The following is a 14649-nucleotide window of genomic DNA, read 5'->3' as shown; positions in this document are numbered from 1 at the left end:
TCTAAAACAGCCATATACCTGGCTGCAACCCTTTACATTTCACTTTAATCCAAGTGACTTAGCTATATACATGTGGTCAAACGTAATGATTTCAACCTAAAATGTACATTTTAGGTTTTTGATATTTTTTCAGAGCCCTTTTTTATAATTTTGACATTCAGATATGATTCAGGGTGTTTGCGTATTATATGCGCAGACAGTGTACCCTTGGTGCTAAAAATGAATAAATTAGAAAGTAAATTCCTAATTGGTCAGCGCTTTTTGTTTGACCCCTATGATAATAGCTTAATCGACCAACATGAGAATGATGAACTGACCCGACTGGGTAGTAATGAAAGCCGGGCATTGAGTTTGCTGATCGAAGATCCAGGAGCCATCATTACCCGCACTCGCCTGCACGACTATGTCTGGCGCGAGCAGGGTTTCGAGGTAGATGACTCGAGCCTGACCCAGGCAATTTCAACTCTGCGTAAAGCGCTAAAAGATTCCACCAAATCACCGGAATTCATCAAAACCGTGCCAAAGCGCGGTTACCAAATGATTGCGATGGTTGAATCACTGTCGGAGATCGCCTCCACGGCCAGCGCCGAGCAGGCAGAAGTCCTGGCCGACAAACTGGACGAGCCGTCAGATACCGAACGAGAGTTATTCGAACATAACCAGCAAGCCGCCCCAGCCAAACCCCATGCTGCGGTGCACCGCCCGCATCGCCATAAGAGACCTCTGCCACTGGTTGCGATTTCGGGAGTGCTGGTACTGGTTGCCCTACTGCTGCCGGTTATTGTCAACCTGAGCATGCCGCCGAAATCTGCCGCTTTCGAACCTTTTGCCGTCGTTGATAATATTCAGGTCCTCACTCCGACCAACCACCCGTCGCTGGCGCCGTGGGAAAAGATGATCACCCAGTGTGTTGAGAGCTATCTCGATTTCCACCCGGATGACAAACGTCCGATGGAAGTCATTGTATCTGGTGGTCAAAACGCCCAACTTTGGGTCAACTACGTCCACTCCTTAGAGAACCCAGCAGAGAATGTCACTCTACGCCTGTTGACCAGCCAAAAGGACAATACCGCAATATGTCAGTAGATACTCACAAGAAGTCGGTCAAGCACTTCATTTACCAATATTGGGCGTTTATCCTGGTTGGCCTATCTGCACTGTTCAGTACTTGGTTGTACTACTCTAGCGATTACAAACAGGAGCAGCTGCTGATCTCCCGTGAATGGCAGTCTAGAACCGTCAGCCGCATCGAAGAAACCGAACTTGAGCAGCTCGGTATGCTCCGCCGCGTAGAACAAACCAGCCATGTGGTCTACCTGCCGAACAGCACTTACTCGCGGATCACGTTGATGAGACTGTTCAGCGACAATGAACAGCCGCTAACCATCCACATTTCGGAGTCTGGCAACTGGGATGTCAGCGGTAAATACCTACTGACAGAGCCTACCGAGTTTAAGGATATCACCTCGGGCACCAATGAGGACTTCCAGCCTGAGCACCTGAAGATCATCAACAAGCTCTACCGTATGGATGCTCAGCAAAGCCGTCGCATGGATATCATCAATGAGAAGACCATCTTGCTCACCAGCCTGTCTTACGGCTCGCATATCCTGTACTCGCTGTAATCCTTGCTCCCGCCCCTAGCCTGTATTCAAACCGCCCGGCAATGGGCGGTTTTGTTTTTTGGAAGCGGTGCTGAAATGCTGAAATGCTGAAATGCTGAAATGCTGAAATGCTGAAATGCTGAAATGCTGAAATGCTGAAATGCTGAAATGCTGAAATGCTGAAATGCTGAAATGCTGAAATGCTGAAATGCTCCCCTAGCCTCGGCATGCTGTCAAGCTATTGATTTAAAACATTAATCAATAAAAACTGCTTTGTCTTTTACAGTTCTTAGACCACAGAGTCGCTCTTAGACCCATAGGGCCATAGAACCACTTCACCATAGGGCCGATTTTGCGAAGCCTAAAAAAAGAACGGGCGCAACTTGCGTTGCGCCCTTAGGTCTTACTTGCAGCAATCCCGCTACTGTGGTGCTCCCTGCATCATTCCATTGAATTGCTGTAATCCGTCAGCAGATTCCTTTTATTCTTCGTCCTGAAGTTGTCCTGTGGCCGTCCTGACCCGTCAGCATATCCTATTCTGACTCTCAACATCCATCCTGGAGGTGTCCCTGACTTCGTCCTGAAGTGGTCCATTGTCATCCTGACCGGTAAGCATCCTGGTTACCGTTTTGCCGTTCCTCGGCTATCCCTTCACAGTCCCTGTTCGACATACCATCCTGGTACACCGGTCTCTTCCTGAGACAAACCAAATCCTTGGCTTATTTCCTGTTCCGTTCCGTCAGTTCCTTCCGACACCAATCACTATACGCCGATGGGCTGTATTGAGTAGCCACCTCAAAATAAAATCTGCTATGCAACACGGTTAAAACGTCGAAAACCCTCAATAAATACCATTAAAAGCAGAAGCTTAAGCAAAATAAAGGCGAAAAAAACCAATAGCTATCGACACAATATCCCACGCTCTTGTAAGAGATCTCTCACAAGATGGATGGAGTATTAGCACTGAGAAAAAATGTGGTGCTGTGGGGCCAGCTCTTCTCCGTAGAACCGCGGTTAAATCCATAGGCCATCGAACCGCTTTTCGTCCATCGGACCGCTCTAACGAAAAAAGGGGGAAGCCAAGCTTCCCCCAAACACAATGAACAGTCTAGCAAATATCTAAAATTAGAAGTACAGACGCATACCGATAGTGAATGCGTTGTCGTCCTGGCCAGCGTTACGCTTGTCGAAGCTCTGGTCAGCATATTCCATGTAAGAAACTACCTGGCTAGTTACCCAGTAATCCGCACCGATGGTGTACTGGTTTAGCTTGTCGTTAAGTGTGTCGTAATCAACGTAGTCGTACACACCGTACACGCCGAAGCCCATGTCAAAGTCGTAGCGCGCCATAGCACCGATACCCGTTTGCTCATCGCCCGCAAAATCGTAGTCAGAGTACATTGCCGCTAGCGACAAGGCCTGCCATTCGTAGGTCGCGTTCAGGGTCCAAGACGTATCTTTATCATCGCCGTAGACGCTCTTTGCTGTACGCTCAGACTGGGTGTAGGTACCCGATAGGCCAAGACCGAAGTTAGATGTCCATGCCGCACCCAGCGCGAACGCCTGGTCGATATCTACGCCGTTGCTTTCGGTACCGGTGTGGTACTGCGCCATCACAGTGAAGTCACTGATATCAATCTTGTACTGGATACCGTTGGTCAAACGGTCAGTGGCCGCCTCATCTGATTTGATGTTTGCCGTACCGCCGTACTCCCACGTAATATCGTACTGGCCCGCCAGGCTATCTTGTACTGCTGACATACGGCCCATACGGAATTCACCGAAGTTACCACCGATCGCCACCGAGCCGAACTTCAGGAAGTCGTCGTCATCAGAGCCATCGCCATCTTCTGGGATGATGTTGAATTCTTTCAGTACATCACCGTTGATGTACATGTTGTTGTCCATGAAGTAGTTAACGCTAAGACCAAGCTCTGTACCTTCACCAGTGAAAGTGCTGTCTGCGCCCATGTGACCATTATCTGTCGTCTCGTAACGTGCACGCAGGTTACCGTATACGTTAACAGATAGATCATCTGAATTATAAACCTCTGCCGCCATTGCTGACGCGCTAGCTACTACCGAGCCAATCACGGCTGCAACTACTGTCTTTTTCATGTTCACTCCTAATCGTTCCCTGACTTTCAAACAGTCGAAAACTTGGTATTAATTTTTTATTTGATACGCCGGTAACGAAGGGCATTTACAACCATCAACCATCATCACCTGGCAAGTAACGTTATTATTTAATACATGAAAACAATCAGTTAGGAACTGAAATTCTATTAAAGAATATTTTGATAGAAGTTCTTAGAAAACAACTTTTGCTAAAATCTAAATATTTCTTTACCACTCTAAAAAAGCTAAATTTGGCTTTTTAAGTGCTTGATTAGGCAAGAAAGTAAAAAAAGGGCAAAAAAATACCAACACAGACGGTTGGTATTTTGGTAAAAAAAGTTTATATAAAACAAGTTTTATATCTATCAGTACAGCTTTTGTCGGCCTGCTAGGGAGTGGGACAAGGTTGTTCCGTCGACTAACTCCAGCTCGCCCCCGACTGGCACCCCATGGGCAATACGCGAGGCCGGGGTCGAATACTCACTGCAGAGCTCGGCAATATAGTGAGCGGTCGCTTCCCCTTCCACCGTCGGGTTGGTCGCCAAAATCAGCTCGCTGATCTGCTCGTTTTGCAAACGAAACTCTAGAGTATCCAGACCGATGTCAGAAGGGCCGATACCATCAAGCGGTGACAGGTGCCCCATCAGCACAAAATAGCGGCCGGAGAACTGACCAGTAGCTTCGACCGCAACGATATCTGCCGGAGACTCCACCACACAGATCTGACCGTTTTCCTGGCGACGAGGGTTCGAGCAAATTGCACAGACTTCTTCCTCGGTAAAAGTACGGCAATCCCGGCAGTGACCAATTTCGGTCATCGCCTTACTCAACGCGTCGGCCAGTTGCAAGCCGCCCTGTCGGTTTCTCTGTAACAAACTGAAGGCCATACGTTGCGCTGACTTGGGTCCGACCCCAGGCAGGCACCGTAAGGCCTCCATCAGTTGCTCCAGTAAGTGACTGGTACGCATTAATTAGAATGGCATCTTAAAGCCAGCAGGCAGATTCATACCACCGGTTACGCTAGCCATCTTCTCTTTCTGTGCTTCTTCAATGCGACGCGCCGCATCGTTGAATGCTGCCGCGATCAGATCTTCAAGCATATCTTTGTCGTCTTCCATCAAGCTGTCATCCAGCTCAACACGACGTACACTGTGGCTACCAGTCAGAGTCACTTTTACCAGGCCAGCACCAGACTCGCCGGTCACTTCCATATTTGCGATCTCTTCCTGCATCTGCTGCATGCGCTCTTGCATCTGTTGCGCCTGCTTCATCATGTTAGCCATACCGCCTTTACCAAACATATCATCTCTCTCTGTGGTCTGGTTAATCTATAAGGGTCTTACGCTATCTTCATCAAGTACAGCAGCAAACCGCTGACAAATGAAATTCACGTTCGGATCAGACTGCAGACTCTGCTTGGCCTGATCCAGTTTCTGCTGATAAATTGCCTCACGCCATTCAAGGGGCGAGCGGCCTTTATCACTCAATTCAATTTCTAACGACACGTTTTCGGCAAACAGTTCACTCATTGCCTGAGCCAATTGCTCCCGTGCCTTAGGCGTATCCAGGTGCTGCTGAGAAGGGCGAAGACATAATTTCACCTGATTACCTTCTCTTTCGAAGGCTGAATTAAGTGCCAATTGCTGGACCATACGCCCAACATTAAGCTTAGTCACCCAATCCGACCAACTATCCTGATTTGCAGCTTCCTTGACAAGCAATTTCACCATTTCCGGTGTTTTTTCATGCTCCAACGCTTGTTTCAATGCCGTCGGCGCGACGACTGGCTGTGCCTCGCTCTGCGCGGGAAGCGCTGTCGGGCGCCATTGGTATTCCACGGCTTTTGCACCAGTGTTTTCCATACCGTCAGGCTGCGTTGCCGCTGTGTTTGCTGCACCCGGTACCGGCATCGCATTACCAGCCGCCTTTACCTGACCGTTTTGCTTACTGGCAATGCGATCAAGTACGCTGCTGCTTGCAACTTTTCTAGCCCGTACCGGTTCAACCTTTTTTCCGCTATCCGACGTATTACCGTCGCGCTTGGCTTTACTGCGAAGCTGGTTTCTCGCCGCCAGCAACCCCGATGCTGCCGATCCCGGCACCGACTGCGCTTGAGCCGGTGCAGCAGGGTGCGCAACTTGTGGGTGTGCCTGAGCAGCTTGGTGGTTTGGCACTACTGGTGCCGTAGCAGAATCTGGAGGCGTTGGTACCGGCTCATACCCGGCCGGACCATAACTCTCGGCAGGTGGCAGGACAGAACTCGCCTGCCCTGCAGGCGGCTGAGTATAGCCTTGCGGCTCATGCGCAGGCATGCCCTGCGGCTGGCCATAACCAGTTGCTGGCTGGGACTGCGAGGCAGCCGCCTGTTGCCCGCCATGCATCTGTGCCTTCAGCGCCTGGACCCGCTGAATACCTTGGCTCGACGGCTGAGCAGCTTGTGGCTGGGCCACCTGCTGCACCGGTGCCGTGGCTGGCTGGGTCGCCGGTACGGCTATCGGCTGCGGCGTAACCGCATTGACCGACACCGGCCGGAAAGCCAGCATGCGCAGCAGTACCATTTCCAGTCCGGTTCGGCCGTCAGGGGCAAACGCCAGATCCTGACGTCCCTGCAGGGCAATCTGGTAACACAGCTGGACTTCTTGTGGCGAAACAGCCTGGCTTAATGCCGTAATGCGTGGCGCATCCGGAGCGCTTTCATCCAATGACGCCGGCAGCGCCTGGTGCATCGCCACTCGATGGAGCTGGGTGGCCATTTCTCGCAGCAAGCTGTCCCACTCGACACCGACCGATGCGAGCTCTTCCAGGCAAGCCATCGCAGGCCCGGCTTCGCCACTGGCTACCGCCTCAAGCAGATAAAGAGCCTGTTCGGTATTGAGGGTACCGAGCATTTCAGATACCGCATCGGCCTGCACCTGGCCATTACCCAACGCAATTGCCTGATCGGTCAGGCTCAACGCATCGCGCATACTCCCTTCGGCAGCACGGGAAAGTAAACCCAGCGCCCGGGTGTCGAACTCAATCTGCTCTGTGGTCAGCACCTTTTCCAGCTGCGACTGGATCTGGCTGTTATCCAAATGCTTGAGATGGAACTGCAAGCAGCGGGAGAGGATGGTCACCGGCAGCTTCTGCGGATCGGTCGTCGCCAAAATAAACTTCACGTATTCAGGCGGCTCTTCCAGTGTTTTCAATAAGGCGTTAAAGCTATGACGAGACAACATGTGCACTTCGTCAATCAGGTAAACCTTGTAGCGGCCACGGGCCGGCTTGTACTGGACGTTATCGAGCAGCTCCCGGGTATCTTCTACCTTGGTGCGCGATGCCGCATCGATTTCCAGCAAATCGACAAAGCGACCTTCATCGATTTCACGGCAGGTTGGACACTGGCCACATGGCGAGGCCGTAACGCCCTGCTCGCAGTTCAAGCCCTTGGCAAAAATACGGGCAATCGTGGTTTTACCTACCCCTCTGGTTCCACTGAACAAATAGGCATGGTGAAGACGGTTGTGGGCAAGCGCATTGGCCAGCGCCGTCAATACGTGGGACTGACCAACCACATCATCAAACTGGTGCGGGCGCCATTTACGTGCCAGAACCTGATAACTCATGTTAACTAACCTTACAGAATCAAGAACTCAATGCTAGCACAGGGAGGATTTTTGAGCGAGAGGACGCTCCAACGAGCGCCCAATGATTAGCCAGCTCCCCGAAAAGTAAGACCCAGAGGAGCTGAGCATCTGCATTAACAGAAGAGAATTAGTGACCGTCGAAGTCGCACAGGCTAAAGACACTCAGGCCGATACCTTTCAGGCGCTCCTCACCACCGATATCCGGTAGGTTGATAACGAAGGCAGCATCTTCTACCACACCACCCAGGCGGCGTACCAGTTTCGTCGTGGCTTCAATGGTTCCGCCCGTTGCCAACAGGTCGTCCACCAGCAAAACCTTGTCGCCCTCTTTGATCGCATCAACATGGATCTCTAGGGTATCTTGGCCATACTCAAGCTCGTAGCTCTCGCCAATCACTTCGCGAGGCAGTTTGCCAGGCTTGCGCACAGGCACAAAACCCACGCCCAACTCAAGCGCGAGAGGTGCCCCGAACAAAAAACCACGCGCCTCAGTACCAATCACTTTAGTGATCCCTTTGCCCTTATACTGATCGATAAGGATCTGCATTGTCGCACGGTAGGCTTCCGGATCTTCCATCAGGCTCGTCACATCTCGGAACAGGATCCCTGGCTTAGGGTAATCAGGAATGGATTTGATGCTATTTTTGATCAACGCGAGCTTTTCTTGAGTCATAATCTTTTTCCATGCTCCCAAAACGGCAAGGCCGCGGAGCCATAACTGAACAATACAGCAGCATGCCGGCATACTGCTGAAAAACTGGTTCAAATAGTAATTTTTTTCCCAAACCGGGGCAAGGATTGCGGCGCACTCAACGCCGATAGGATGATCCAGATAGCATTGGCAGAAGATTTAGCTCTGCAGGGGGGGATTATCCCGCTCAGGCAAGCGGTTAAACCAAACAAGCAGCACCACCAACATGGTCAGCAGCATCACTTTGTGCCACAGCAATGGCACCAAGTATATAGATAGGGCAAAGCTGGCGACTATCATGACATTGGCCCTTCGCTTAACGGGCTTCGAGACCGCACGGTGATGGTGCCAATTTTGCAAAATCGGCCCGAATCTCGGGTGGTGCAGCAACCAATGGTTAAGCTTTGGCGAGCCACGCATAAAACACGCACTGGCAAGCAGCAGAAATGGTGTCGTCGGCAACAGCGGCAAAAAGGCCCCGAGCAGCCCCAAAGCCACACAGATCCAGCCGCCCAACAAAAAAAGTGTTTTTCTAACCATGCTTCCTAACCACTGTAAACGCCTATTTACCCTTTAATACGAGTTTATACCTATGCTAGCGCAAACAAAAATACCAACAACCACTAGATTGTTGGTATTTGTGTCAAGCCTGGGGTAACTCGTTAATGCTTATGAGCTAAGCATACCAACCCAAGTCAGGATTGCGGGCAACGTCGGCAACGCCAACACGGCAATAAAGCCAAAGAAATATTTAACGTTATACGGATCTTGAAATCCCTGCTCCATGGTACACTTCCTTTATTGACTGATTACGCGTTAATGGCTCATGGGCCATCATTTATAAGTGGTGCCAATATAGCGGATTCACGCCAAGACAAAAACCGAGAGAAAATAAGGTTATTGTCATACAACCCCATAATTGTTTGATTCAAATCACAATCGTTCTCAAGAATCGTCTTAGACTGAAATAATCACAAATAAAAAGAATGAAAGGCTTATGACAACGTCAGATAAACTTTACGATCAACTGCAGCAGCGCCTTGAACAAGAGCACGGAATGTTGTCACGCGAGCTCAAACACGAAATGCTGCTCAATACCTTGGTGCCATCGGCAACGGCAATTGAGAACGCGGAGCTTAGCGAATTAATCGTGATGGCCAAATCGTCTTTTATTCCCAACCTGTTTGACTTGGCCGTCCGGATGGAGCGCGTTGACGCCGCCGTGTGCTCGGTGAAACTCGGCATGTACGGACTGTGTGTCGATTGCGAAGAAGAAATTACCCTTGAAGATCTCGAGCAAGATCCGGCCCAGCCACGCTGCAGTAGCTGCCGCGAGCACAGCCGCTACCACCACGACAGCTAACACCATCAATAAGCGGGCCTTCCCGCCTATTGTTATTTACTGCACCACGTTTACGCGGTGCAATCTTGACGAAATTGCATCCTACCACTATTGAGCAGATTGCTGCTTCACCCATTGTTCGAAAGCAGCCCTTTCTTCCGCGTTCGCCTTGCTGTACCACAGCTTGAGCTGGACAAAGGCATCACCAGTAATGCTCACTTCCCCTTTGTCACTGACTTCCACTGCGGCCTGCTCAAGATCAACCGCATACCCCTCTTCAAAGGTAATACCGTGCTCGCGGTTGTACTCGGCAACGACCGCTTCCATATTGCTGAAGGCGGCAAAGCCCTTGCCCTGCAGCTCGACATGGTTTAGGTGATGGGAAGTCCCATCCGCCAGTTCAAGCTGCCATTCTGGGCCGCGTTGGAAATACGCTTTGGCCTGGCTCAGGGTCGATAGGCGAGGCAAGACAATGGTGGCATCTTGCTTCGGGACGTCCATTTCGAACAAATAAGGACGCGTGGTGTACATTTTGCTCTTCGAGCCATCTTTGAGTTCACCGTCAAAGCGGACCACCACCTGGTGGCGCCCTTCCGTCAGCTCGATGCTGTCAGTTTCAGACCAGAACGACGACTCGACCTTTTTGCCGTCGACCACCAGCAGCTTGATGTTGTTGCCGGTGCTCAGTGTGGCTGCCTGCACGCCCATCGGCAGCGCCAATAGCCCAAGGGTCACTAACCATTTTTTCATTATCAATCCCTTACTCACTGTCATAACACAATTTTGTCACCACTAAGATAACAAAAAGCCGCCTGAGGAGGCGGCTTTTTTTGGAGAGTTTTTAACCGAAAAAGACGATTAGAAAATTACTTCCATACCTACTACGTAGCCGAACTCTGCGTCATCAGCGTCTGTGTAGCCGATTTCGCCGTAAGCTTTAACATTGCTGTGTAGCTGCTGAGTAACGTTCGCGTAGAAAGTGTTTACGTCGTCAGAAGTCTTAGCACCAGCAGTTGGCTTTTCATCCCAACCTAGGTAAGTGTAACCAAGAGCAAAAGTAGTTTGGTTCATAGTGTATGAACCAGCAAGTGCTGCTGTATCTGCTTCAACTTTACCTTTGTTAGCAGAAGTTGCATCTTCATACTCGATCTGGCCGAAAGAAGCAGCTAGAGCAAATGCATCCATGAAGTATTCAACTTCTAGGTTGTAGCCGTCGATGTCCATAGATTTGTTATCGAAGAAGCTAACGAAGTTGCCGCTCACATCAGAACCAGAGTATAGGTATACACGAGCATCGAAGTTACCGAAACGAGCACCTAGACGACCATCAACGATGCTTGTATCTTCTGTTGCATCATCGTTGTCTTCAGCAATAACAGCAGAAATACCCGCGTAGAATTGGCCGTTGTCGTATACGTACTTAACAGTTTGATCGCCTTCTGCCTGAACGAAATCTAGACCGTCACCGCCTAGCTCGTAGTCTTTACCGATACCTGAGTCATCAGCAATCAATAGCTGGCGACCGAAAGTAACGGTACCGAAGTCGCCACCAAGACCAACCCATAGCTCGTCGTTCTTAACATCGCTATCTTCGAACTTAAAGGCAATACCGGCAACCGCATTCAACTGGCTGTTAACCGCGATAGTGGTGTTTAGCGCTAGGTCACCGTCATCCAAACGTAGGAACGGGTCGCTGTTTGGTGTGTATTCTTGAATGTACTGAACTTCAGCTGCAGCTGAAAGGTCAACGATTACACCGTTTTCGTCATATAGGTTTACACCAGCTTGTGCTGAACCTGCTGCTAGTACTGATAGTGCTAGAAGAGTCTTTTTCATGATATCCACTGCCTTTTCTTATTTAGACTGGAATTCCTGTTTCCAGAATTCCTTTTCTTTTTTTATCCCCAGTTTCTCATGCCTTATGAACATATAACGCAATAAGAAAACCAAAGAGTCGAAATTTATGGAACTCATCCTGACAGAATATTCCTCTTGATGTCAAATCTTCTAAATCCAAACTAAAAAAACATCAACAACCATTCAATTCAATCACTTACAAAGCACCTGCGTGCTAATTGAGCATTGTTTTAATATAAAACCAGCCTATTCATAAAAAAGTAACCCATCAAACATCAACATAAAAAACTAAAAATTTAGAAAAAAAAGGACAATAAAAGCACAATTCACCATTCAGAGCAGGAATTTGTGGTGATTTAGCATTGAATAGCGCTCGCTCTACATGCAACGAAACAAGTTCAATCTTATTTCGTGAACTGGTTCTCATTTTTAAAAGGCAAATAACAAAAACCTGCGAGCGGTCACATTCAGATGTTCGTGCTATAATGCCGCACCCTGTCCCTATGAAGTTTCAGTTATGCTACACAACCAGATAAAAAGTGATATCAAGCAGTGCTACGAGAACCTGAGCAACCAGCTCGATAACTTTATACCTAGAAGGGCTCAAAACTATCTGGTGGCTGAAATTGCCAAAACGTTGGGCGGGGAATACCATGCCAAGCACCGCATGCTGGTTGCCGAAGCTGGCACTGGGATCGGTAAATCGCTCTCCTATTTACTGGGGGCCATCCCTTTTGCCGTGTTCAATAACAAGAAAGTCTTGATATCAACGGCCACCGTTGCCCTGCAAGAGCAGCTGATCAACAAAGACCTACCACTGTTCAATCGCATCTATCCCAAAGAGTTCAGTTTTATCCTGGCAAAGGGCCGACAACGCTATTGTTGCAACCATAAACTGGAAGCTAGCTGTAGTGGTGATGAAAATCAACAGGTTAGCTTGTGGGATGAAAAACCTAAAAAGTCTGATTTAGATATTTTGAAGCGGATGTTGATAGCCAGCGAGAGCGGAAAATGGGACGGCGACCGCGACAGCTGGCCAACCACCATCCCCGATCGCGTCTGGCAGCAGATTGTCGCCGATAAACACAGCTGCCATGCCGGCCTGCCCAAGCACCGGGACTGCCCGTTTGCCAAGGCCCGCGAGCACCTGGAGAAAGCCGATGTCATCATCGCCAACCATGCCCTGCTGATGGCCGATATCGAGCTGGGCGGCGGTATCATCTTGCCGGAGCCGGAAAAAACCATCTATGTCATCGACGAGGCCCACCACCTGCCGCAGGTTGCACGTGACTTTTCATCGGCAGCGGCGAGCCTTAAAGGGGCCGCCAACTGGCTAGAAAAGCTCAATCAGTCTGTCGGTAGACTGGCAGAGCTGGCCGATTACAAGAAATCAGGCCGTTTCCAGACCGCGCTGAGCGAAAATATCGCCTTGCTGATCCCCTCCCTGCGCCAGATCGCCAACAATATCGACGATGCCCAGTTCAATAAAGACGGCGTTTACCGCTTTGAGCACGGTGAACTGCCTGCATGGCTGCAAGAAGAGGCAAAGGGTTGCAAAGATGCCAGCAAGAAAGCCCTGCAGGCGCTGGGGAAAATTCACGATCTGATCTCCGAGCGCAGCAAAGACAATGAAATTTTGCCAAGGGTTGGTGAGCAGGCGCTTACTGAGTCTGGCTTTTACCTGCAGCGTCTGGAAAACCTTGAAAAGGTCTGGAACCTAATGGCCCAGCCCAACAAGGACAAAGGGGCACCTTTAGCCCGCTGGATAGAAAAAAGTCCGGATAGGGAGAATGACTACATCATCGAAGTCTCGCCGCTGGAAGTCGGCCACCGCCTCGACCAACTGCTCTGGAGCCGTGCAGTCGGCTCTATTTTGGTTTCTGCGACCCTAAGGGCATTGAACCAGTTTGATTATTTTTGCCGCCAGGCCGGTATCTTCGAAAAGGAAGCAACCCGGTTCTTGGCCTTGGCCTCGCCGTTTGACTACAAAAATAACGCACGCTTGGTGATCCCGGCCCTACCACTGGAGCCACAGGCTGACAAGTTTACCGATTTGCTTATCGACACCCTGCCGGAGTACCTCGAAGGTGAAACCTCTAGCCTGGTACTGTTTTCGTCCTATTGGCAGATGAACCAAGTGGCCGACAAACTACGCCCGCTGGCGAAGAAAAATCGCTGGGAGCTGCTGATCCAAGGCGAGGAATCGCGCCACATCATTCTAAAAAAACATAAAGAGAACTGTCAAAAAGGTAAACCCAGCATTTTGTTCGGCACTGGGAGTTTCTCTGAAGGACTTGATTTACCTGGGGATTTACTCAAAAACCTGATCATTACCAAGATCCCTTTTGCTGTACCGACCTCTCCGGTAGAAGAGGCTCATGCCGAGTACATCGAAAGCCGGGGCGGCAACCCGTTTTTGCAAATTTCCGTACCTGAAGCCAGCAAGAAACTGATCCAGTCGGTGGGTCGCTTGCTGCGCAAGGAGGAAGATTCGGGCCGGGTCGTGTTGCTCGACCGCCGGGTGATCACCCGACGCTACGGCAAGGCCTTGCTCGATTCGCTGCCACCTTTCGAACGTGTTATCGAACACGTCTGATAGTAGGTAATTAACAATGATTGACATGATTGAGCCTAGCATGTGGCTCCTGCTTGGAACGGTTGCCCTGCTGGCCGGCTTTATCGATGCGGTTGCCGGCGGTGGCGGCATGCTGACCGTACCCGCCCTGCTCTCTATTGGTTTGCCACCGCATATTGCATTGGGCACCAACAAACTGGCCGCGACCTTTGCCTCGTCGACAGCCGCCTGGACCTACTACAGAAAGCAGCTCTTTTCGCCTTCATTCTGGCGCCAGTCGTTCGTTGCGACCCTGATTGGTGCGATTGCCGGGACCCTGGTGGTTGATTTGATTGCCACCGAATGGCTGGAAAAAATGCTGCCGTTGGTTATCTTGGCCACGGCGCTATATACCCTTTGGCACCCGCACCCAAAGGGAAACAGCCACAGTCTGCCCGAAAAGTCCGCAAGCCTGACAAAAAAGCAGTGGGTACAAGGCACCAGCCTAGGTTTTTACGATGGCGTTGCCGGCCCCGGTACCGGGGCGTTCTGGACCGTCTCGAACATGGCCCTCTACCGGTTGGATATCTTGATGGCTTCGGGGCTATCCAAGGCTATGAACTTTACCAGCAACCTGACCTCACTGGTGACCTTTGCTATCTTAGGGCATATCAATGTTATGCTCGGTCTGACAATGGGGGTTTGCCTGATGCTCGGCGCTTATATCGGCGCTCACTCAGCCATTCGCTTCGGGGCTCGTTTCATTCGCCCTGTTTTTGTTACTGTGGTTATTATTTTGGCCGTCAAACTGGCCTTGCAGGCTTGGTTTTAGTACACCACTGAATTTGGAGTCAACC

General features: G+C 50.2%; 13 protein-coding genes. 5 read left to right on the top strand and 8 right to left on the bottom strand.

Annotation, left to right across the window (positions count from 1 at the left end; genetic code table 11):
* Positions 1-219 precede the first annotated feature (219 nt).
* Positions 220-1086 (top strand): transcriptional regulator, encoded by an 867-nt coding sequence (locus PTW35_RS04675; RefSeq protein ID WP_281026715.1) that lies wholly within the window; start codon positions 220-222, stop codon positions 1084-1086.
* The gene (locus PTW35_RS04670) at positions 1077-1625 is read left to right on the top strand and encodes a regulatory protein ToxS (RefSeq protein WP_281026714.1); all 549 of its coding nucleotides are present in this window, start codon (positions 1077-1079) and stop codon (positions 1623-1625) included. Before PTW35_RS04675 ends, PTW35_RS04670 begins: the two co-directional genes overlap by 10 nt.
* A 1104-nt stretch (positions 1626-2729) precedes the next feature.
* Here the strand turns inward: PTW35_RS04670 and PTW35_RS04665 are convergent.
* From PTW35_RS04665 to PTW35_RS04640, 6 genes are all read right to left on the bottom strand, one after another.
* Positions 2730-3722: a porin gene (locus tag PTW35_RS04665; RefSeq protein ID WP_281026713.1), complete on the bottom strand. Its 993-nt coding sequence runs from the start codon at positions 3720-3722 to the stop codon at positions 2730-2732.
* A gap of 365 nt (positions 3723-4087) precedes the next feature.
* Positions 4088-4690, bottom strand: coding sequence for a recombination mediator RecR (gene recR / locus PTW35_RS04660; protein ID WP_044622767.1), 603 nt, complete (start codon positions 4688-4690; stop codon positions 4088-4090).
* 3 nt (positions 4691-4693) lie between these two features.
* On the bottom strand, positions 4694-5023 hold the full coding sequence (locus tag PTW35_RS04655) for a YbaB/EbfC family nucleoid-associated protein (RefSeq protein WP_039467303.1): 330 nt from the start codon (positions 5021-5023) through the stop codon (positions 4694-4696).
* Positions 5024-5050: 27 nt separating this feature from the next.
* Positions 5051-7327: a DNA polymerase III subunit gamma/tau gene (gene dnaX, locus PTW35_RS04650; RefSeq protein WP_281026712.1), complete on the bottom strand. Its 2277-nt coding sequence runs from the start codon at positions 7325-7327 to the stop codon at positions 5051-5053.
* A 148-nt stretch (positions 7328-7475) separates the two neighbouring features.
* A complete protein-coding gene (apt, locus tag PTW35_RS04645) occupies positions 7476-8021 on the bottom strand; it encodes an adenine phosphoribosyltransferase (protein WP_281026711.1) in 546 nt (181 codons plus the stop codon).
* Positions 8022-8198: 177 nt separating this feature from the next.
* Positions 8199-8579: a YbaN family protein gene (locus tag PTW35_RS04640; protein ID WP_281026710.1), complete on the bottom strand. Its 381-nt coding sequence runs from the start codon at positions 8577-8579 to the stop codon at positions 8199-8201.
* Between the two features lie 457 nt (positions 8580-9036).
* Between PTW35_RS04640 and PTW35_RS04635 the strand changes: the two genes are divergently transcribed.
* Entirely contained in the window at positions 9037-9402 is a 366-nt protein-coding gene (locus tag PTW35_RS04635; protein WP_281026709.1) for a conjugal transfer protein TraR, read from the top strand.
* An 87-nt stretch (positions 9403-9489) separates the two neighbouring features.
* On the opposite strand, the gene PTW35_RS04630 is transcribed toward PTW35_RS04635, so the two are convergent.
* Both PTW35_RS04630 and PTW35_RS04625 read right to left on the bottom strand, forming a co-directional pair.
* Positions 9490-10131 (bottom strand): DUF2057 domain-containing protein, encoded by a 642-nt coding sequence (locus PTW35_RS04630; protein ID WP_281026708.1) that lies wholly within the window; start codon positions 10129-10131, stop codon positions 9490-9492.
* Positions 10132-10239: 108 nt separating this feature from the next.
* Positions 10240-11217, bottom strand: coding sequence for a porin (locus PTW35_RS04625; protein ID WP_281026707.1), 978 nt, complete (start codon positions 11215-11217; stop codon positions 10240-10242).
* Positions 11218-11755: 538 nt separating this feature from the next.
* On the opposite strand from PTW35_RS04625, the gene dinG reads away from it, so the two are divergent.
* Both dinG and PTW35_RS04615 read left to right on the top strand, forming a co-directional pair.
* On the top strand, positions 11756-13834 hold the full coding sequence (gene dinG / locus PTW35_RS04620; protein ID WP_281026706.1) for an ATP-dependent DNA helicase DinG: 2079 nt from the start codon (positions 11756-11758) through the stop codon (positions 13832-13834).
* A 16-nt stretch (positions 13835-13850) separates the two neighbouring features.
* Positions 13851-14624: a TSUP family transporter gene (locus PTW35_RS04615; protein ID WP_281026705.1), complete on the top strand. Its 774-nt coding sequence runs from the start codon at positions 13851-13853 to the stop codon at positions 14622-14624.
* The last annotated feature ends 25 nt before the right edge of the window (positions 14625-14649 follow it).

Source organism: Photobacterium sp. DA100, from assembly GCF_029223585.1.
Lineage (GTDB): Bacteria > Pseudomonadota > Gammaproteobacteria > Enterobacterales > Vibrionaceae > Photobacterium.
The sequence above is the reverse complement of the archived record's forward strand: the minus strand, read 5'-3'. Positions and strand labels throughout refer to the sequence as shown.

Coding starts and splice junctions, on each gene's coding strand:
- PTW35_RS04635 (WP_281026709.1), top strand. CDS start 9,037: ATGACAACGTCAGATAAACTTTACGATCAACTGCAGCAGCGCCTTGAA.
- recR (WP_044622767.1), bottom strand. CDS start 4,690: ATGCGTACCAGTCACTTACTGGAGCAACTGATGGAGGCCTTACGGTGC.
- PTW35_RS04640 (WP_281026710.1), bottom strand. CDS start 8,579: ATGGTTAGAAAAACACTTTTTTTGTTGGGCGGCTGGATCTGTGTGGCT.
- apt (WP_281026711.1), bottom strand. CDS start 8,021: ATGACTCAAGAAAAGCTCGCGTTGATCAAAAATAGCATCAAATCCATT.
- PTW35_RS04670 (WP_281026714.1), top strand. CDS start 1,077: ATGTCAGTAGATACTCACAAGAAGTCGGTCAAGCACTTCATTTACCAA.
- PTW35_RS04615 (WP_281026705.1), top strand. CDS start 13,851: ATGATTGACATGATTGAGCCTAGCATGTGGCTCCTGCTTGGAACGGTT.
- dinG (WP_281026706.1), top strand. CDS start 11,756: ATGCTACACAACCAGATAAAAAGTGATATCAAGCAGTGCTACGAGAAC.
- PTW35_RS04655 (WP_039467303.1), bottom strand. CDS start 5,023: ATGTTTGGTAAAGGCGGTATGGCTAACATGATGAAGCAGGCGCAACAG.
- PTW35_RS04625 (WP_281026707.1), bottom strand. CDS start 11,217: ATGAAAAAGACTCTTCTAGCACTATCAGTACTAGCAGCAGGTTCAGCA.
- PTW35_RS04675 (WP_281026715.1), top strand. CDS start 220: ATGAATAAATTAGAAAGTAAATTCCTAATTGGTCAGCGCTTTTTGTTT.
- PTW35_RS04630 (WP_281026708.1), bottom strand. CDS start 10,131: ATGAAAAAATGGTTAGTGACCCTTGGGCTATTGGCGCTGCCGATGGGC.
- PTW35_RS04665 (WP_281026713.1), bottom strand. CDS start 3,722: ATGAAAAAGACAGTAGTTGCAGCCGTGATTGGCTCGGTAGTAGCTAGC.
- dnaX (WP_281026712.1), bottom strand. CDS start 7,327: ATGAGTTATCAGGTTCTGGCACGTAAATGGCGCCCGCACCAGTTTGAT.